Here is an 18,120-nt window from a genome sequence, read left to right as displayed (position 1 = left end):
GGCTTCCAATAAAACGGGGGCTCAAGGCCCCCATTGTAGATGACTATGTGTGATTGGCCGTGTGTAACCGACAAGGTGGCGAAGTGACTCAGTGCGCAGCAGCCAGCGCCGCTTTGAGCTTGGCCAGCGCCTGACCACGATGGCTCAGCTGGTTTTTCAGTTCGGCGGGCATCTGGGCGGCGGTGCAGTCGTGATCCGGCACGAAGAAGACCGGGTCATAGCCAAAACCGTGCTGACCGCGCGGCTCGTCGATGATCATCCCTTCCCAGCTCGCCTGACAGATGACGGGGGTGGGATCGTCGGCGTGACGCATATAGACCAGCACACACCAGAAGCGGGCGCTCTTCAGGTACTCGGGGGCACCTTGCAGCTCGCCGAGCAGCTTCTCGATGTTGGCCTTGTCACCAGCCCCCACACCGGCAAAGCGGGCGGAGTAGACGCCGGGGCGCCCTTGCAGCAGATCAACTTCCAGACCGGAATCATCGGCCACGGCGGGCAGACCGGTAATGCGGGCGGCGTGGCGGGCCTTGATGATGGCATTCTCGACGAAGGTGGTGCCGGTCTCATCGGCATCGGAGACCGCAAACTCGCTCTGTGGGATCACCTGGATCTTCATATCGGCCAGCATGGCGGCCAATTCCTTCACCTTTTTCTGGTTACCTGTTGCCAGGACAAGCTTGTTCATCGAGCACCTCCGCAAAAATAATCTGCGCATTCTATGCGGCGCAAGCGTTTAGTAAAAGCGTCAATTACACCCGCTGTGATGGGGTTACGGGGGATTTGCCGCCATCGAATAACCAGCTTTTTAATACATGTTTCCATAATGGAATAACCAAAGTGATTAAATACCATTTCTATTCATTACTGTGAGTCAGTAGACTCGCGCCCCAATTCATTAACCTGGCTGACTAAAGAGGTGACAGATGCCATTGATACTTTTACTCGTACTACTGGTGCTGTTCAGTCCGCTGGCTATCGACATCTACCTGCCCGCCATTCCGCAGATGGCCGAGCAGCTGGGCGCCGAAGTAACCCTGATGCAGGGCACCATCACCTGGTTCCTGTTCAGCATGGGGCTGGGGCAACTGCTTGTTGGCCCGCTGGCCGATCGCTACGGTCGCAAGCCTATCGCGCTGGGCGGCGTGCTGCTCTATGGCCTGAGCGCGCTGGGGGCCGGTTTTGCCGCCAGCCTCGGCGAATTGATGCTGGCCCGGGTGCTGCAGGGCTTCGGCGCCTGCGCTACTTCGGTCGCCGCCTTCTCGGTGGTGCGTGACAGCTATGGCCCGAAAAAGAGCGGTCAGATGATCTCCTACCTCAATGGCGCCATCTGCTTTATTCCTGCGCTGGCTCCCCTGCTCGGTGGCTGGCTCACCGCCAAGGCGGGCTGGTCTGCCAACTTCTGGTTTATGGCCGGTTATGCGCTCATCGTCGGCAGCTGGCTGATGTGGCGGATGCCGGAGACCCGCCCGGAGGAGACCCGCAGTGAAGGGGCCCTCATCAGCTGGTCCCGCTACAGCCCGGTACTGCGCTCCCCCAGCTTCCTGTTCAACGCGGCGCTGTGCATGCTGGCGATGGCGGTGATCCTCGCCTACGTCACCGCTGCGCCGGTACAACTGATGGTGAAACTGGGGCTCGATATGAGCGGCTTTAGCTACTGGTTTACCGCCAACGCCGCGCTCAACATTCTGGCCTGCTTCATGGCACCACGCTTTATCGCCAAGGTGGGGCCAAGACGCACTCTGCGCATCGGCCTGCTGGTGTTGATGCTCTCGGCCATCACCCTGACTCTGGCCATGCACATCGAACATCCGCTGGCGATGATGGGGCCGGTATTCCTCTCCAGCATCGGCTTTGCCATGATCTTGGGCGCTGCCGCCGGGATGGCGCTGGCACCGTTCGGCCACTGCGCCGGTACCGCCGCCGCCCTGCTCGGCCTGTTCCAGATGAGCGGATCCGGCGCTCTGGTTGGCCTGACCGGCGCCCTGATGCACGACCCGCTCAGCCAGCTGGCGCTGCATATGTGGCTGCTGCTGCCGCCTCTGGTGATGCTGATGACCCGCCGCGGCCGCCGCTTGTGTTTGCAATAAATCCTGTGCTCTGATGGGCACACTCAGGGGGCCATCGGCCCCCTTCTCGTTTGTATCGCCTTTACAGCATATGGCCATCCGGCAGAGAGCCTGTGATGGCAACCCCACTCACTCGATGTCAGCGGAGAACTCCCGATGAGCCACACTCTCAACGCAGCCCTAGTGGGCTATGGCTTTGCAGGCAAGACCTTCCACGCCCCCTTCCTCTCCACCACGCCGGGCTTGTCCCTGAGGTGGGTGGTGAGCCGCGATGCCGCCAAGGTGCAGGCCGATCTGCCCGACTGCCGGGTCGGTTCACTGGAGGAGGTGCTAAGCGATGAGACCGTCGATCTGGTGGTGATCGCCACCCCCAACGACACCCATGCCCCCCTCGCCCGCCAGGCGCTACTGGCAGGCAAACATGTGGTGATCGACAAGCCCTTTGCACTGGATCTGGCCGAGGCGCAAGCACTGGTCGAACTAGCCGAAAAGCAGCAGCGACTGCTCAGCATCTTCCACAACCGCCGTTGGGACGGGGATTTCCTTACCGTGCGCCGTCTGCTGGTAGAAGGGAGTCTGGGGCAGATAGCCCAGTTCGAATCCCACTTCGATCGCTATCGCCCCGAAGTGCGCCAGCGCTGGCGCGAAGCGGGTGGCCCGGGTTCCGGCCTCTGGTTCGATCTCGGCCCCCATGTACTGGATCAGGCGCTACAGCTGTTCGGCCAACCGGACTGGCTGCAAGCAGACCTTGCCGGGCAGCGCCCCGGCGCACTGGCGGACGACTACTTCCATGTGGTGCTGGGTTACGGTGCTCTGCGGGTCATTCTGCATGGCAGCTGTCTGGTCTCGGCCACCATGCCGCGTTTCATCGTTCACGGCAGCCAGGGTTCGTTCGTGAAATTCGGTATGGATGTGCAGGAAGATCAGCTCAAGCTGGGCAAGCGGCCCCCGGCGGCGGATTGGGGCATGGATAGCGAACCCGGTCAGCTCAGCCGCATTGTCGATGGTCAGTTACAGCAGCAGAGCGTGGTGGGTGAGGCGGGGGATTATGGCGCCTACTATCGCGGTGTCTGCGCCGCCATCAAGGGCGAAGGGAGCAACCCGGTGCCAGCAAGTGAAGCGCTGGCGGTGATGGCGCTGCTGGATCTGGCCCGCCAGAGCCACCTTGAGGGAAAACGGCTGCCCTGTCAGAAGCTGTCTGACTAAGGTGTGGGCCATCGGCCGCGCTTGAGCAACCTTGACCTTGTTAAACCGCCACAAGATGGCAGCAAAGCGGTGTTTTATTGTGCAATCAGCACTATTTAACGGCATCTTGTATTGATATCAGTCGTTGCAGTGGAGCTTTTTATCAACGGCACGAAAAAATGTCATTGTGATATCCGTTTTCATCGGTAACTAATGGGGCTATATTGCGCCCGCCTGCTGCCTCCCGGCTTCTTGTTTCAATACCGGGCAACGGTGGGCGCTGTGATGGTTGCACAGACCATCTCTCCATATTTATTTGAGGGAATGCACATGAACAAAGTACTGGTAGCCGGTATCCTGGGTCTGATGTTGACTGCTTGCGGTCAGAAAGAAGAAAAAGCTGCCGCTCCTGCTGCTCCGGCCGCCGAAGTTGCTGCCACTGTAGAAAAAGCCGCTAGCGAAGCCACCTCTACCGTAGAAAAGGCCACCTCCGAAGCGACTGCAACCGTAGAAAAAGCTGCTACCGAAGCGGCTACCAAGGTTGAAGCTGCAGTGAGCGATGCCAAGGCCAACTAAGCCTGCACCTCATTCGAAGACGGGTCCGAAGGCAACTTCGGGCCCGTTTTTTTATCTGTCGTTCAGGAGGCCGGATTAATCAGCGAGGTGAGGATGTGATCCTCCCAGCGGCCATTGATCATCAGATATGCCCGCGCGAATCCCTCCCGCTCGAAACCGAGCCGCTCCAGCAAGGCGCCACTGCGCTGATTGGCAGGCATATAGCAAGCCATGATGCGATGCAGATCGTGCTCGCGAAACAGGTAGTCAATGGCGGCTGACAGCACCTCTCTCATCACCCCCTGCCCCTGATGCTGCTGGTCGATGGCATAGCCCAGATGACACGCCTTGAAGACCCCCATCAGGATATTGCTGAAGTTGCAGGTGGCGATCACCCGCTCGCCAGCCGGATCGAGGGCCACCAGATTGACGCCAGTGCCGTTGAAGAACTGGCTGTAGCTGTCCTGCAGCCGGGCATGCCAGTAAGAGAGGGTGTAAAAGTGCTCGTCCCGAAGCGGCTCCCAGGGGGCGAGATGGGCGCGGTTGCGCCGGTAGAAGTCGAGCATCATGGGGGCCTGATCCGGCGACAGTATGGTCAGGTGGGTGCGGGCCGTCTTGATATGTGGCAGCGCCATCAGGACTCCCTCTGTCTTAGCCACTCATCGCGCAGCAGGCTGTAGTGGACATGGTCCACAATCCGGTTGCCCAGCCGCTCTGCGCGCCGGGTCACCCCCTCCAGCTGCATCCCGAGCCGTTCACAAACAGCCCTGCTGGGCTCGTTATCGGTGGCGGCGCTGATCTCCACTTTCTCCATCCCCATCTCCTCGAAGGCGTGGTGGATCAGGGCCTGACAGGCACGGGTGATGATACCGTTGCCCTGCCAGCGCTCCGCCAGCCAGTAACCGATGACCACCTTGCCAAGGTCGTGATCGATGCTGTTGTAACCTATAACCCCCACCACCTCCCCCTGATACTCGATGGCAGTGGTGAGCCCCTCGCCGCGGGCGAACTTCTCTATGGCACTGCGAATGAAGAGGGCGCTGTCAACGGGGCGCTGGATCAGTGGCGGCCAGGGCAGCCACTGGGAGAGGTACTCCCGGTTGTCATTGCAGAGGGCAAACAGTTCGCTCGCCATATCGGGCTGCAAGAAGAGCAGCGCAAGCTCGTCGTCCAACTGCCATGAAAACATGGGATTCTCCTTTCAAATCAGTGATCAAATCGCGAACCAGCACCCAATGTAGCCAATCGCCACTGGCCGCGCCAGCCACTTTTACTGCCCTCCTCAGGCAGGCTTCGCAGAGGGTGACTGCGCACGATCTCTCCTCCCTCAAAAGAGGAGGGTGGGTGTCTGAAACCGGATAATGCTCTCCACATGGCGCCGACGAATGCCCACAAACGGCACTTTGGCAGATCCTGCTACCCCTTTGTGCTGCTCTGTCACTTTTGACAGGGGGTACTTTCCCCCACCGGCACTAGCTTCAAAACGCCCGACCTTCGGTCGGTTTATCAACCTCATCGATTTAAGGAAAGAAGAGATGAATAAAATTTATCTGGCCGTTGCGCTGGCTTGCTGGGGAAGCGCCGCACTGGCGGCGCAAGAGGTAGAGATCAACGTAACGACAAACGGCATCCGGGCCATAACCGGCCTCAGTGCCGCGAGAGCTACCTTGCAACTGGAAGATGGCGAGTTTCGTCAGGTACGGGTGGTCCAGCTGCCCAACGGCCAGCAGCGGATCCGCTACGAGCAGGTCTGGAACGGCATCCCGGTAATGGGTCAGGTGGTGGTGGCTGACAAGAGCCTGAGCGGCCAGCTGCAGAAGGCCACCGGGCGCATGCTGCGCCAGATCGATCAGGATGTGGCGAGCCCGGTCGCAACCCTTTCGCCACAGGATGCCACCAGCAAGGCCAAGGCGGGCAGCAAGGGGAGCAACGAGCAGATCAAGCTTTACGTGATGCAGGACGAGAACGGGCTGGCCAGGCTGGTCTATCAGGTATCCTTCATCGCCGAAGGTGACAAGCCAAGCCGCCCCTTCGTCATTCTTGATGCCCAGAGCGGTGAGGAGCTCAAACGCTGGGAGGGGATCAACCACAAGGATGCCATCGGCCCGGGGGGCAACATCAAGACAGGCAAATACTTCTATGGCACCGACTTTGGCCCGCTCATCGTCGATGACAACTGCCGGATGACCAGCCCCAACGTCGATACCATCAACCTCAACCACGCCACCTCTGGCGGCGCCATCCACCAGTTCACCTGCCCGGAGAACCGGGTCAAGGAGATCAACGGCGCCTACTCGCCCCTCAACGACGCCCACTACTTCGGCAACGTGGTGTTCGACATGTACCACAACTGGTATAACACGGCGCCCCTCACCTTCAAACTGAAGATGCGGGTTCACTACAGCAAGAATTACGAGAACGCCTTCTGGGATGGCAGCCAGATGACCTTCGGTGACGGTGCCACCACCTTCCACCCGCTGGTGAGCCTCGATGTGGCGGCCCACGAGGTGAGCCACGGCTTCACCGAGCAGAACTCCGGGCTGATCTATTCAGGACAATCCGGCGGCATCAACGAGGCCTTCTCCGACATGGCGGGGGAAGCGGCCGAGTTCTACATGAAGGGGAGTAACGACTGGCTGGTCGGCGCCCAGATCTTCAAGGGCAACGGCTCCCTGCGCTACTTCGAGGATCCGACCCGTGATGGCAGCTCCATCGGCCATGCGGCGGATTATCAGGAGGGGATGGATGTACACCACAGCTCCGGGGTCTATAACCGCGCCTTCTATCTGCTGGCCAACAGCAGCGGCTGGAACACCCGCAAGGCATTTGAAGTGTTCGTGCTGGCTAACCGCCTCTACTGGGGCGCCAACACCAACTACCAGCAAGGGGCCTGCGGCGTCAGCCGGGCGACCGCCGATCTGGGTTACAGCCAGGCGGATGTGGCGCGTGCCTTCCAGACCGTCGGGGTCGATGCCAGCTGCGGCACCACGCCGCCACCGAGTGACAATGTACTGCAAAACAGCGTGCCGGTGAGCAACCTCGCCGCCAGCAAGGGTGGCAAGCTCAACTACACCCTGAACGTACCAGCTGGCACCAGGTCGCTGCAGATCAGCAGCAGCGGCGGTACCGGTGATGCCGACCTCTACGTCCGCTTTGGCAGCGCCCCCACCAGCAGCAGTTATGACTGCCGTCCCTACAAGGGCGGTAACAACGAAAGCTGCTCCTTCACCAATCCCAAGGCGGGTACCTGGCATGTGCAGCTGTCAGGGTTTTCCGCGTTCAGTGGCGTGACCCTCAAGGCCAGCTACTGATCCACCCGATGCGGGCCTTGTCCCGCATCGTTCTACTCATTGCGCCACCGTTTCGCCAGCGCGCGGGCGGTGGCCAACACGGTTTCCCGGGCCGGGTTGGGTCGCTTGCCACCGCGCCACGCCATCATCACATCCCAATGCTCTTGCGGCAGGTTGCGCACATCGAGCCTGACCAGCCGCCCCACCTCCAGATCCCGCTTGATGGCCAGCTCCGGCATCAGGGTGATAAACCCGTGTTCCAGCGCCAGATCCCGCGCCGCACTGGCGGGCTGCACCGCATGCAGGGGGCTGGCCGCCCTCCGTAGCCGCCGCAACTGCTGGATAAAGACGTCACACCCAGGCCCCCACACCTGAGGCGCCAGCCGCTGGTCGGCAAGATCCTCCAGGGTGAGGCCGTGACAACCGGCCAGCGGATGCAATGGCGAAGCGATAGCGATAATGGGGGAGCAGCAGAGCAGCTCCATCTGCAAACCCGCAACCGGCGGGCGCTTGAGCACAAAGCCGATATCTGCCTCGCCGGTCAGCAGCGACTGCATGATCTCGCCGGAGTGATCCGTGGTGCAGCGGATCTCGAACGGCTCGTCCACCAGCTCCATCAATAGCGAGCCAAACACCACCGAAGTGAGGGATGGCAGGCTGGAGAGACGGATACAAGGCAGCGCCGGCGCCCCCTGCAGTGCCAGCCGCCCTTCGCTCAGGATCGCCAGCGCCGAACGGGCCGATGGCAGAAACTCCTCGCAGGCGCGGGTCGGCGTCACCCCACGCCGATGGCGCTGAAACAGCGGCGCCCCGAGGCTCTCCTCCAGCTGGGCAATCCGCTGGCTCACCAGCGGCTGTGACCAGCCACGAATGGCCGCCGCCTGACTAAAACTGCCCAGCTCGGCCACATCCAGCAGCAATTGCAGATCGTCCAGATCCATAGACATAAATAATCCTGATATGAAATATAGGTAGTTGTCGTCTACCACTATATCTAAACCCTCTCCAGAATGAAGGTATCTGTGAATGAGAGGGCGTTATGGTCGATAGGGCGAGGTTTTGGGGACGCTGGTTTCTGGCGCTGGATACCACACTGGTGATCCTGGGTTTCTTTGTGGTGATGCCGATGATCAGCCTGCGCTTCGTCGACCAGCTCGGCTGGGCCGCCGGTCTGGTGGGGCTGGCCCTCGGCCTGCGCCAGCTGACCCAGCAGGGTCTGGGGATCTTCGGCGGCTCACTCGCTGACCGCTTTGGCGCCCGCCCGCTCATCGTCACCGGCATGCTGTTGCGCGCCGTCGGCTTTGCCACCCTGGCCTGGGCCGACAGCGGCGCCATGCTGATTTTCTCCTGCTTCCTCTCTGGACTGGGCGGTTGCCTGTTCGACCCGCCACGGGCGGCACTGGTGATCAAATTTACCCGTCCCCATGAGCGGGGCCGCTTTATCTCCCTGCTGATGATGCTGGAGAGCGCGGGAGCCGTCACCGGTGCCCTGCTCGGCAGCTGGCTGCTGCGCTTTGACTTCACCTACGTCTGCCTGCTGGGCGCCGGACTCTTCACCCTGGCGGCTCTATGCAACTGGACCCTGCTGCCCGCCTACCGCCTCTCGGTCAAAGCGACTCCGATGCGGGAAGGGTTGGGACAGGTACTGGCTGATCGCGCCTTCTGCCGACTGGTGCTGATCTTAAGCGGCTACTACATGCTGTGGGTACAGGTGATGCTGATTTTCCCCATTCTGGTCAAGCAGCTCTCCGGCACCACCACGGCAGTGGGCTGGATGTACAGCCTGGAAACGGCGCTGTCACTGGCGCTGCTCTACCCCATCGCCCGCTTCAGCGAACAGCGTTATCGCCTCGAGAATCGCCTGCTGGCAGGCATTCTGATGATGACGGTGGGGATAGGTCTGGTCGCTTTCGTCAGCACCCTCTCCGGCCTCTTTGTGCTGCTGGCATGCTTCTATCTCGGGATAATCATCAGTGAACCGGCCCGGGAGACCCTGATGACCCGGCTTGCCAACCCCACAGCCCGCGGCAGCTACATGGGCTTCAGCCGCCTCGGGCTGGCGCTGGGAGGCATGACCGGCTATGTAGGCGGTGGCTCCCTCTATGACTTCTCGCTGCAACAGGGACAACCTGCCCTCCCCTGGCTGGTGCTGGGCACCATAGGCGTCGCCACCATGTTGCTGCTCGCCCGCTGTTTCTCGCGCCGCCCGGAGCTGGCCATCAGAGCAGCCGCCTGACGAGTATCCTGCGGCAGCCCAATCAACGGGGCTGCCGCTCACCCCATATTCTGCAAGTCATCACAGCAAAAGGTTGCGAATTACAACTTTTACGCTATTTTAGTTGTCATGCACAACTAAAAAGGAAACCACGATATGGATCCCCGTCCCCTGCGCGCCCTGTCGCGCGATCTGGTTCGCGAACTCGGCATGCTCTCCCAGCAGTGCGGCAATCTGGCCCTCACCCCCATCGAGGCTCACCTGCTGATCGAGCTGGAGAACGCCCCGGCCACCAACCAGCAGCTGGCAGAAAAGCTGCACATCGACAAATCCAACGCCAGCCGCCCGCTTGCGCGCCTCGCCGAGCGGGATCTCATCAGCTGGCACCCGCACCCCTCCGACGGCCGCAGCAAGGAGGCCCGCCTCACTGCCGAGGGGCAGGCGATGTTGCTGACGCTGCATCGGGAGATGGACGGGGCGATGGAAGAGATGCTGGCGCAGCTGAGCCAATCCGAGCGCGAACAGCTGTGGAGCGGCATGCTGCTCTACCGCAGCGCCCTCTCCCGCGCTCGCCGCCAGCAGGGCTACCATATTCGCCCTATCACAGAAGCAGACAACCCTCACATCGCGACCGTTATCCGCACCGTCTCGGCTGAATATGGGCTCACCGCCGACAAGGGATATGGCGTCTCGGATCCCAATCTCGACACCCTCTCCCAGAGCTATCAGGGGGAAAAGAGCCGCTATTGGGTTATCGAAGGGCCGGACGGTTCCATCCTCGGCGGTGGCGGTATCGCACCATTGGCGGGAGAAGAGGGAGTCTGCGAGCTGCAGAAGATGTACTTTATGCCCGCCCTGCGCGGACTGGGTCTTGGCAAGCGGCTGGTGTTGCAGGCACTGGACGAGGCGCGTGCGCTTGGTTATCAGCGCTGCTATCTGGAAACGACCGAGGTCTTGCGCGAAGCCACCAGCCTCTATGAATCACTGGGCTTTGAACACCTGCCCGGCCCCCTTGGCTGCACCGGCCACGGGGATTGCGAGATCTGCATGGTGTTAGACCTGGCGCTCTAAAGTGATAGCGGCAAGCAGGAGTCTTCCCTGCTTGCCGCTTCGTTTACTGCGGCAGCGCCACTACCCGGAATCGCTCCAGCACCAGCGTGGCGTGCTCATCAAATTCGCCCCCTTCCGCCTTCATCTCGCATTCGAAGAATGCCTTGTGCGCTTTGCGCCACCAGGCCAGAGAGCCATCGCCCTCCCCCTCCTCGGCGGCAAACGCAGCATCAATCTCATCGAATGGACACAAGGTGACTGACACCAGCTCAACCAGAGCCTTGGGGTGACCACTCCAGTCGGTTACCACCAGCAAGTCACCCTGTTCCGGCATCCGCTCGCCCTTCTCCAGATACCAGTAAGCGAGGCTACAGGTCGCTCGCTTGCGCCCTGCTGCCACCAGCTCGGCACAAAGATTGGCATTGTGTTCATCAGCACAAAAGTAGTCAGCAGACACATGGCGTACTCGTGCTTCAACGGGTAGGGATAACAGATAACGCTCAACCAGAGCCGAGCAGGCGGGATTCATCGATTCAGCCATCATCTCTCCTTGATAGATAAAAAATCCCGCCATCTGGCGGGATTCGGTAAGCAGTATCAATGCTCGCGAGTCTGGCGGAACTCCACGTCCGGGTGGCGCTCCTGGGCCAGGCGCAGGTTGACCATGGTCGGCGCGATATAGGTGAGGTTGTCACCGCCATCGAGGGCCAGGTTGACCTCGTTCTTGCGCTTGAACTCCTCGAACTTCTTGACGTCGGTCCCTTCCACCCAGCGGGCGGTGGAGACGTTGACCGCCTCGTAGATGGCCTCGACGTTGTACTCGCTCTTGAGGCGCGAAACCACCACGTCAAACTGCAGCACACCGACCGCACCAACGATGAGATCGTTGCTGATCAGCGGACGGAACACCTGTACCGCCCCCTCTTCGGAGAGCTGGACCAGCCCCTTGAGCAACTGCTTCTGCTTGAGCGGATCGCGCAGGCGGATGCGGCGGAACAGTTCCGGTGCAAAGTTCGGGATACCGGTGAACTTGAGATCTTCACCCTGGGTGAAGGTGTCGCCGATCTGGATAGTACCGTGGTTGTGCAGACCGATGATGTCGCCGGCGAAGGCGTCTTCCGCCTGCTCCCGGTCACCGGCCATGAAGGTAACGGCGTCGGAGATGTTCACATCCTTGCCGATACGCACGTGGCGCATCTTCATGCCCTTGCTGTAGGTGCCTGATACGATACGCATAAAGGCGATGCGGTCGCGGTGCTTCGGATCCATGTTTGCCTGGATCTTGAACACGAAGCCGGAGAACTTCTCCTCGGTCGCTACCACTTCGCGGCTCTCGGCCTTGCGCGGCATGGGTGCCGGCGCCCAGTCGGTCAGGCCATCCAGCATGTGATCGACACCGAAGTTACCCAGCGCAGTACCGAAGAAGACCGGGGTCATCTCGCCAGCGATAAAGGCATCGTGATCGAACTCGGGAGAGGCGCCCTGCACCAGCTCCAGCTCGTCGCGCAGTTGCTGGGCCAGATCTTCGCCGACGGCGGCATCCAGCTCCGGGTTGTTCAGCCCCTTGACCACCCGCTTCTCCTGGATGGTGTGGCCCTGACCGCTCTGATACAGATAGGTCTCATCCTTGTAGAGGTGATAGACCCCCTTGAAGGACTTGCCACAACCGATCGGCCAGGTGATGGGGGCACACATGATCTTCAGCTCGCGCTCCACCTCGTCCATCACTTCCATCGGATCGCGCACTTCGCGGTCCAGCTTGTTCATGAAGGTGAGGATGGGGGTATCACGCAGACGGGTGACTTCCATCAGCTTGCGGGTCCGGTCTTCAACACCCTTGGCGGCATCGATGACCATCAGGCAGCAGTCGACCGCGGTCAGGGTACGGTAGGTATCTTCGGAGAAGTCCTCGTGACCCGGGGTGTCGAGCAGGTTGACCAGACAGTCGGCATAGGGGAACTGCATCACCGAGGTGGTGATGGAGATACCACGCTGCTTCTCCATCTCCATCCAGTCGGATTTGGCGTGCTGGCCCGAGCCACGGCCCTTGACGGTACCGGCGCGCTGAATGGCCTGTCCGAACAGCAGGACTTTCTCGGTGATGGTGGTTTTACCCGCATCCGGGTGCGAAATGATCGCAAAAGTGCGTCTCTTGGAGACTTCACTCAGAAATTCAGCTGACATAATTCAACGTTCTTCTATTGAGCGGTGGCATCAGCCACCGTGGGAATAAATCCGGAATGCCGCTCACGGCACATGTATACGCAACGAAAGCCACGCCAGCTGGCGTGTTGCCAACCTGGTGGAGAGAGGGAGGAGGGTTGCGTTACATGGGTCTTCTCGCCTGAGTCAAAGCAAAATTGCGCGGCATTATACCCGTACGGGTGAAAAATACCCAGTCCGTCAGTTGTCTGTTTCCACCCGGTTGCGCCCAGCCCCCTTGGCGCGGTAGAGAGCAGCATCTGCACGACGGATCAACGCGGCCAGATCCTGATCATCATCGCGCAGGCAAGCACACCCGATGCTGATGGTCACCGGATGAGACAAACCGGGCAACGCCCGTTGACCGATCCTGGAGCAGATCCGTTCCGCCACACGAGACGCCTCCTCCAGCCCCGTCTCCGGCAGCAGCGCCAAAAACTCCTCTCCGCCGGTGCGGCCCAACAGATCCTGCTGCCGCAACTCTCTTGCCACCATTCGGGATACCCACTGCAGTACCCGGTCTCCCTGATGATGCCCCAGCAAATCGTTGATCCGCTTGAAGTGGTCGATATCAAAAAGCAACAGTGAAAAGGGCATTTGCTGTCTGCGGGCCAGCTCAAAATGTTCACGACCATCCACCAGCACCCGACGCCGGTTATCGATACCGGTCAGCTCATCGGTAAAGGCCAACCGATGCATTCGCCGATTGCGCTCAAGCAACCATCTCATCGTCAGCAAAACCACGCCCCCGCAGAGCACCATCACCACCAGCAACCAAAAGCGACGCTCCTTGATCCGCGCCAGCTCATGCTGTTGCAACTGCTGCTCGACCCGCAACCGCTTGTTCTCCTCCGCCTGGCGGGTCAGTTCAAACTGGCCGCGCACCCAGGCGGTACTCTGCTCTCGTTGCATCTGGTCGAGACGCTGTTCCTGTGCCAGATGCTCTCGGAGCGCCGCCAATGCCGCCGGATAGTCCCCTTGCAACTCGAATGCACCACTTCGGACGGCATAGAGGTCCATCAAGTAACGAGTGTGCCCCTCAGCTTCCAGGATCGGTTCAATCTTCTCCAGCGCGCTCAGGGCCGGGGCAGGCTCCCGTATTTTCACCTGTAATTTAGCCATCACCAGCTCGAGATGGGCGTAGAGGATAGGGTCTACGTCAGGAGTGAGCACGCCAGCAGCCTGCACCAGCAAGCGCTTGGCCTCCTTCGTATGTGCCAGACCGAGCAGAGCCTCCGCCAGCATCACCTGACGATCCGCATGTTCAATCCGGTACTCGGGCTGATGCAAGAAAGCGAGACTATGTTCAAGCTCATTTTGTGCTTCCTGATAGCGTCCCGTCTCCAGATAAACCAGAGCCAACTGCTCTCTCATCCTCACCAGACCGAACTCGTCATGGCTGTGAGCAAAGTGATCATGCAATCGATTCAGGGTGGTAAACGCCTCGGCATAGAGGCCCATGCGACGAAACGCGGCGGCAATCTCGAGCTGCGCCCGGTTATACCAGGTGGTCAATCCCAACCGTTCGTAGATGTCGTGCGCCCTAGTGAGATCCACCAGCCCCTGCCCTGACGCCCCCTGAAACGACAACATGGCTCCCCGGTGGGACAGCGCTAGCGCCTCCAGCTTGGGTAGGGCAGCCTCCCCTGCCACCCGCAGCCCCTCATCGTAATCACGACGAGCCTGTGCCACCTCGCCGAGTAGCTGATTGAACCAGCCACGACAGATGAGCAACTCTGCAATGGCTGCGTCATCTTCCTGTTTTTGAGCCTGCACCAGTTGGCTGTCGGCATACGCAATCGCACGGCGAGATGCCAGAATGTCATCGGCAGATTGCGTCCAGCAAGCCAGACGGTGGATCCGCATTAGCTGTGACGGCGGATAGGCGCTGTCATCTTGTAGCAAGCGAGTTACACGCTCCCGCAACAACGCTATCGGTTGGTGGGCACGCTCCATCCCCTCCAGTTCATTTTCCAACTGCTCGGGTGACAAGGGTTTGGCTGCAAGCCCGAATACCGCCAGCAACAGCAGCAAGGCAAGTCGGCTCATACACACTCCGGATCAATGGGAAAGAGCACCGGGCAAGCCGATACTGGAAAATCACTCTCTTGTCCCCTGTAACAATGGCTATATAGGCTACCGCAAGGAGAGATATTTCGAATGGCTACCTGGTCACATTTCACAGGGATATCATAATGTTGGAATAAGATGGGGATGCAGGGAGAAAAGAGATGAGCTGCCCCATCCCGGTGACTAATGATGCTGCCATCGCCGAAGCAGCCGACCGCGCAGACCACAATCGAGCAACCAGCTGTTGTCGAAAACCCGCAGCAGTGCCGGTTTGGCGTGACGGGACATGGCAACAGCGTGAAAACGGGTCTGGCGTTGACGATAGCGGTTCATCTGATCGAGCAAGGCGTGGGGCAGGCTCTGGGCGATAAAGTCGGAAATGACCAGCACATCCGCCTTGGCAAAAGCGGGCTCATCGAGTTTGACCAGCGCCTTCTCGAGACAGGGCACCAGATCAGTACCACCGTGAAAGCTCATGGAAAGGAAGCGTTCTGCCTTGTCCAGTCCGGTATCGGCGGTGATCTCCAGGGTCGCCACCTCGGTAGAGAAGAGCATAAGGTAGCAGCCGCGTTTCTCATCCATCGCCACCTTGAGCAGCGCCAGAAACAGTGCCTTGGCACACTCCTCGGGGTAGCCCCCCATGGAACCGGAGGTATCGACACAGACGATAAAGGGACCGCGCTGCTGCAGCTGTTTGCCCCCCTGCTCCGGGGTACGCAGCATGATGCGCTGGCGCGGCAGGGTACCCCGCGACTGATAGCTGAGCAGACGCCGCTCCAGATAGCGACGGTAAAACTCCAGCTCCAGCTCAGGCAGCCCCAGCATTACTGCCTCGCTGGGCAGCAGCCGCATCAGGTCGCTCGCCTGATGAATGCCCACCAGATCGTCGGGCACATCATCGCTGGGTGCCGGTTCCAGCTCCAGCACCTGAACCGGCGGCACAGGTTGCTCCTGCGCCCGCCGATCCCGCTCGCTGCGCCCGAGCAGACCGGCAATCTCCGCCAGCAAGGGCTCGCGCTGCAACATGCGGGCGTACTGCTTGACCAGCACCAGACTGCGCTTGTGCCAGTGCCCCTGAGCCAGATCCCACAAACCACCGGCGGAGATCTGGTTGGGGTCGAGGGCATCGGCCAGGGTGCGGCTCGCCAGCAGCTGGTCTTCAATCTCCTGACGTTGCTTCTCCCGCTCCGCTTCGGCGATCTGCTGCTGCAACTGCAACAGGCTCCCCACCAGACTGGCGCGCCACTTGTCGATAAAGAGCTGGCGCAGCCCTTCGGTGGGGTGGGCCGTCAGCTGACGCACCAAGGATCTGGCCTCACCGGCGAAGGGGCTGTACTGCTCCAGCGACTCCAGCAGGCCGGGCAGGCGACCAATCAGCTCGGTCATCGGCAGTTGCCGGTGCGCCTGATAGAGCAGGTACTCCTGCTCCAGCGCCACCGGCACCGGCTTGTGGCGGATCTCCTCACCAAGTTGCTCGCCCCAGCTCTGCAGGCGCTTTTTCAACAGCTTGCCCTGTAGCGGGGAGCGTTTGATAAATTCGGAAATCTTGGGCGAGGCCGCCAGCAACGCCACCACCTCTCCCGCCAGCTCTCCCTCCCCCATGAGAAGGCCCAGATCCAGCATGCCGATCTCAAGCATGAGCGCTCCTTACTCGTCCAGCCTTGGCAACCGCTCGCGCCACTGGGTCAGCTCGCTGCGCAGCAGTTCGAGATCCCGGTTCAGCACGAAGAAGCTATCTTCCACCTGCTGCAGCCAGCGTGAGGCGATAAAGAGGTGTTGTTGATGACGCTCGAACAGGCTGCGCTGCTGCTTGAGCTCCTGCATCACCTTGCCGACCTGGACCAGTTGCTCGTCGAGCGACTGCAACCAGGGCGCCAGCACCACCTCAGGGATGGCGTTGCGCTCCATCAATACCAACGGGATCTGCTGGCGCTGGATATCGAGCACCTGCAGCCGTAGCTCATCGTCCAGCACCAGCTCGTAATGCCCCTCTTTCGGGTTGCCGAACTCATAACCCACCAGCGCCTCACCGGTGGGGCGCCAGTGGGAGAGCAGGGTGCGATCGAACACCAAGGTGCGGGTAAGACGCTCGGGATCGCTGCCATCCAGCGGCGCCGGGGTGAGCAGATGGAAATGCACCTGCTTGCCAAAGGGTCTGGCATTGGCAAGCGGGATCTCGATACCCCGGGCCCGCCGGCCAAACCACTGCTTGCGTTGGCGGGCCTTTGTGCAAAGGCGCTGGGCCACGCTCTGTTTGAGCTGTTTGAACTGATCCCGCAGCGCCAGCAGCTGACGGGTCATCGCCAGTTGCTGATAGCCGTAGAGACGGGAAAACTCGGTCATCATCTCCAGCAGGGCGGTGCGGGACTCCTCGTCATGCCATAGACAGTCCTTGAACAGCAGCAGATCTACCGGCGCGACCTCGTCACGACCGTTGAAGAAGGCGCTCGCCTTGATAAGCCGTACCGCCTTCTTCCAGCGACGATCCGACACATAGCAGCGGTGGGCCAACTGGCTGTCGAGCTGCTGGCGCAGCTGATAGATGAGTTCGAAACAGGCATCCGGCAGGCGCACCTGTTCAATCTGGCTCTGCCACTGCTCGTACTCATCCCCCCGGATCTGCAGGGATTCCGGCAAGTTCTGGTGGGCGTGACCATCGCTGGCCAACATGGATTGAAAGTTGGCTTTCTCCTGCACCCGATCCATCCAGATCCGCACCAGCATCCGGTCGTAAAGCGCTTCCAGCCCGCTATCCGGCGCCGGTAGTTCGTTGGATGCGGTCACCAGCAACCGCATCGGGATGGGGTGCTGGCTGTCGCCGTTGCGAAACTGTCGCTCGTTGATGGCGGTAAGCAGGGTGTTGAGGATGGCGGGGCCCGCCTTCCAGATCTCGTCGAGAAACACCACCTCGGCCTCTGGCAGATAACCAGCGGTGAGGCGCAGGTATTTGCCATCCTCTTTCAACGCCTGAATGGAGAGGGGGCCGAACACCTCCTCCGGCGTACTGAAACGGGTCATCAGGTATTCAAAGTGGCGGGCGTCGTGAAAGGCCAGCTTGAGGCGGCGTGCGATCAGGCTCTTGGCGATACCGGGTGGCCCCAGCAAGAAGACACTCTCGCCACTGAGGGCCGCCAGCAGACCGAGGCGCAGGGCATCCTGCCGTTCGTAGAGTCCCTCACCGAGGGCGGCAAGCAACCGGGGCAGGCGCTCCTGGATAGGAATAAGACGCGCAGGGTTCTGGGCTTGAGCTAAAGGCGACATAGAGAGTGTTCCGAAGCTGGGATAATGATGACCCCAAGGCGTGATATCCATCTATTCGCCACAGGGTTTTGTCTGGTTATGATGGTTATTCTGGTATCTCTTGCCGCACAATACCCGCCTCTGGCAGGAAAAAAACCAAGGTCGGCGTGATACCGTATAGACATCGTGTTGCGCCCATGCATAGCCAGTGTCCTGATGGCACCATACCAGCATGCGCCAGATGATG

15 protein-coding genes are annotated in these 18,120 nt (G+C 60.6%); 6 read left to right on the top strand and 9 right to left on the bottom strand.

Translation table 11 applies throughout. The annotated features are described in order from the left end of the window. Positions 1-88: 88 nt before the first annotated feature. On the bottom strand, positions 89-685 hold the full coding sequence (gene rdgB / locus G5154_RS10435) for an RdgB/HAM1 family non-canonical purine NTP pyrophosphatase (RefSeq protein WP_058059723.1): 597 nt from the start codon (positions 683-685) through the stop codon (positions 89-91). Positions 686-923: 238 nt separating this feature from the next. Between rdgB and G5154_RS10430 the strand changes: the two genes are divergently transcribed. From G5154_RS10430 to G5154_RS10420, 3 genes are all read left to right on the top strand, one after another. Continuing rightward, positions 924-2,087, top strand: coding sequence for a multidrug effflux MFS transporter (locus G5154_RS10430; RefSeq protein WP_042053392.1), 1,164 nt, complete (start codon positions 924-926; stop codon positions 2,085-2,087). 135 nt (positions 2,088-2,222) lie between these two features. Beyond that, positions 2,223-3,272: an oxidoreductase gene (locus G5154_RS10425; protein WP_421250787.1), complete on the top strand. Its 1,050-nt coding sequence runs from the start codon at positions 2,223-2,225 to the stop codon at positions 3,270-3,272. 309 nt (positions 3,273-3,581) lie between these two features. Further along, on the top strand, positions 3,582-3,827 hold the full coding sequence (locus tag G5154_RS10420; RefSeq protein WP_193860654.1) for a hypothetical protein: 246 nt from the start codon (positions 3,582-3,584) through the stop codon (positions 3,825-3,827). Between the two features lie 62 nt (positions 3,828-3,889). On the opposite strand, the gene rimJ is transcribed toward G5154_RS10420, so the two are convergent. Both rimJ and G5154_RS10410 read right to left on the bottom strand, forming a co-directional pair. Next, positions 3,890-4,441 carry a ribosomal protein S5-alanine N-acetyltransferase gene (gene rimJ, locus G5154_RS10415; protein WP_216959370.1) on the bottom strand — a complete coding sequence of 184 codons (552 nt, stop codon included), beginning with the start codon at positions 4,439-4,441 and terminating at the stop codon, positions 3,890-3,892. Then, positions 4,441-4,995 (bottom strand): GNAT family N-acetyltransferase, encoded by a 555-nt coding sequence (locus tag G5154_RS10410; protein WP_139436561.1) that lies wholly within the window; start codon positions 4,993-4,995, stop codon positions 4,441-4,443. The genes rimJ and G5154_RS10410 overlap by 1 nt, the downstream gene beginning before the upstream one ends. Positions 4,996-5,341: 346 nt before the next feature. On the opposite strand from G5154_RS10410, the gene G5154_RS10405 reads away from it, so the two are divergent. Beyond that, positions 5,342-7,117, top strand: a complete 1,776-nt coding sequence (locus G5154_RS10405; protein WP_421250786.1) for a M4 family metallopeptidase — start codon at positions 5,342-5,344, stop codon at positions 7,115-7,117. A gap of 32 nt (positions 7,118-7,149) precedes the next feature. Here G5154_RS10405 and G5154_RS10400 read toward each other — a convergent pair whose 3' ends face one another. Continuing rightward, positions 7,150-8,043, bottom strand: coding sequence for a LysR family transcriptional regulator (locus tag G5154_RS10400; RefSeq protein WP_337073239.1), 894 nt, complete (start codon positions 8,041-8,043; stop codon positions 7,150-7,152). A 92-nt stretch (positions 8,044-8,135) separates the two neighbouring features. Between G5154_RS10400 and mdtH the strand changes: the two genes are divergently transcribed. After that, positions 8,136-9,332, top strand: a complete 1,197-nt coding sequence (gene mdtH, locus G5154_RS10395) for a multidrug efflux MFS transporter MdtH (RefSeq protein WP_421250785.1) — start codon at positions 8,136-8,138, stop codon at positions 9,330-9,332. A 135-nt stretch (positions 9,333-9,467) separates the two neighbouring features. Continuing rightward, a complete protein-coding gene (locus G5154_RS10390) occupies positions 9,468-10,382 on the top strand; it encodes a bifunctional helix-turn-helix transcriptional regulator/GNAT family N-acetyltransferase (protein WP_421250784.1) in 915 nt (304 codons plus the stop codon). A gap of 43 nt (positions 10,383-10,425) precedes the next feature. Here the strand turns inward: G5154_RS10390 and G5154_RS10385 are convergent, their stop codons facing one another. The 5 genes from G5154_RS10385 to G5154_RS10365 all read right to left on the bottom strand — a co-directional run bounded on the left by G5154_RS10385 (position 10,426) and on the right by G5154_RS10365 (position 17,894). Continuing rightward, positions 10,426-10,902 (bottom strand): ASCH domain-containing protein, encoded by a 477-nt coding sequence (locus G5154_RS10385; RefSeq protein WP_421250783.1) that lies wholly within the window; start codon positions 10,900-10,902, stop codon positions 10,426-10,428. A gap of 56 nt (positions 10,903-10,958) precedes the next feature. Then, positions 10,959-12,545 carry a peptide chain release factor 3 gene (gene prfC / locus G5154_RS10380; RefSeq protein WP_005341267.1) on the bottom strand — a complete coding sequence of 529 codons (1,587 nt, stop codon included), beginning with the start codon at positions 12,543-12,545 and terminating at the stop codon, positions 10,959-10,961. Between the two features lie 219 nt (positions 12,546-12,764). Then, complete coding sequence (locus tag G5154_RS10375) at positions 12,765-14,612, bottom strand: diguanylate cyclase (RefSeq protein WP_421250782.1); 1,848 nt, start codon at positions 14,610-14,612, stop codon at positions 12,765-12,767. Between the two features lie 204 nt (positions 14,613-14,816). Then, positions 14,817-16,271, bottom strand: coding sequence for an ATPase RavA stimulator ViaA (viaA, locus tag G5154_RS10370; RefSeq protein WP_421250781.1), 1,455 nt, complete (start codon positions 16,269-16,271; stop codon positions 14,817-14,819). A gap of 9 nt (positions 16,272-16,280) precedes the next feature. Next, positions 16,281-17,894, bottom strand: a complete 1,614-nt coding sequence (locus tag G5154_RS10365) for an ATPase RavA domain-containing protein (RefSeq protein WP_421250780.1) — start codon at positions 17,892-17,894, stop codon at positions 16,281-16,283. Positions 17,895-18,120: the final 226 nt, after the last annotated feature.

The sequence above is a fragment of the Aeromonas sp. 600527 genome, assembly GCF_049175415.1.
Taxonomy (GTDB): domain Bacteria; phylum Pseudomonadota; class Gammaproteobacteria; order Enterobacterales; family Aeromonadaceae; genus Aeromonas; species Aeromonas veronii_A.
The sequence above is the reverse complement of the archived record's forward strand: the minus strand, read 5'-3'. Positions and strand labels throughout refer to the sequence as shown.

Excerpts from the sequence above, each read along its gene's own strand:
- mdtH (WP_421250785.1), top strand. The coding sequence starts at position 8,136 with ATGGTCGATAGGGCGAGGTTTTGGGGACGCTGGTTTCTGGCGCTGGAT.
- prfC (WP_005341267.1), bottom strand. The coding sequence starts at position 12,545 with ATGTCAGCTGAATTTCTGAGTGAAGTCTCCAAGAGACGCACTTTTGCG.
- rimJ (WP_216959370.1), bottom strand. The coding sequence starts at position 4,441 with ATGGCGCTGCCACATATCAAGACGGCCCGCACCCACCTGACCATACTG.
- G5154_RS10375 (WP_421250782.1), bottom strand. The coding sequence starts at position 14,612 with ATGAGCCGACTTGCCTTGCTGCTGTTGCTGGCGGTATTCGGGCTTGCA.
- G5154_RS10420 (WP_193860654.1), top strand. The coding sequence starts at position 3,582 with ATGAACAAAGTACTGGTAGCCGGTATCCTGGGTCTGATGTTGACTGCT.
- G5154_RS10365 (WP_421250780.1), bottom strand. The coding sequence starts at position 17,894 with ATGTCGCCTTTAGCTCAAGCCCAGAACCCTGCGCGTCTTATTCCTATC.
- viaA (WP_421250781.1), bottom strand. The coding sequence starts at position 16,271 with ATGCTTGAGATCGGCATGCTGGATCTGGGCCTTCTCATGGGGGAGGGA.
- G5154_RS10400 (WP_337073239.1), bottom strand. The coding sequence starts at position 8,043 with ATGTCTATGGATCTGGACGATCTGCAATTGCTGCTGGATGTGGCCGAG.
- G5154_RS10385 (WP_421250783.1), bottom strand. The coding sequence starts at position 10,902 with ATGGCTGAATCGATGAATCCCGCCTGCTCGGCTCTGGTTGAGCGTTAT.
- G5154_RS10405 (WP_421250786.1), top strand. The coding sequence starts at position 5,342 with ATGAATAAAATTTATCTGGCCGTTGCGCTGGCTTGCTGGGGAAGCGCC.
- G5154_RS10390 (WP_421250784.1), top strand. The coding sequence starts at position 9,468 with ATGGATCCCCGTCCCCTGCGCGCCCTGTCGCGCGATCTGGTTCGCGAA.
- rdgB (WP_058059723.1), bottom strand. The coding sequence starts at position 685 with ATGAACAAGCTTGTCCTGGCAACAGGTAACCAGAAAAAGGTGAAGGAA.
- G5154_RS10410 (WP_139436561.1), bottom strand. The coding sequence starts at position 4,995 with ATGTTTTCATGGCAGTTGGACGACGAGCTTGCGCTGCTCTTCTTGCAG.
- G5154_RS10430 (WP_042053392.1), top strand. The coding sequence starts at position 924 with ATGCCATTGATACTTTTACTCGTACTACTGGTGCTGTTCAGTCCGCTG.
- G5154_RS10425 (WP_421250787.1), top strand. The coding sequence starts at position 2,223 with ATGAGCCACACTCTCAACGCAGCCCTAGTGGGCTATGGCTTTGCAGGC.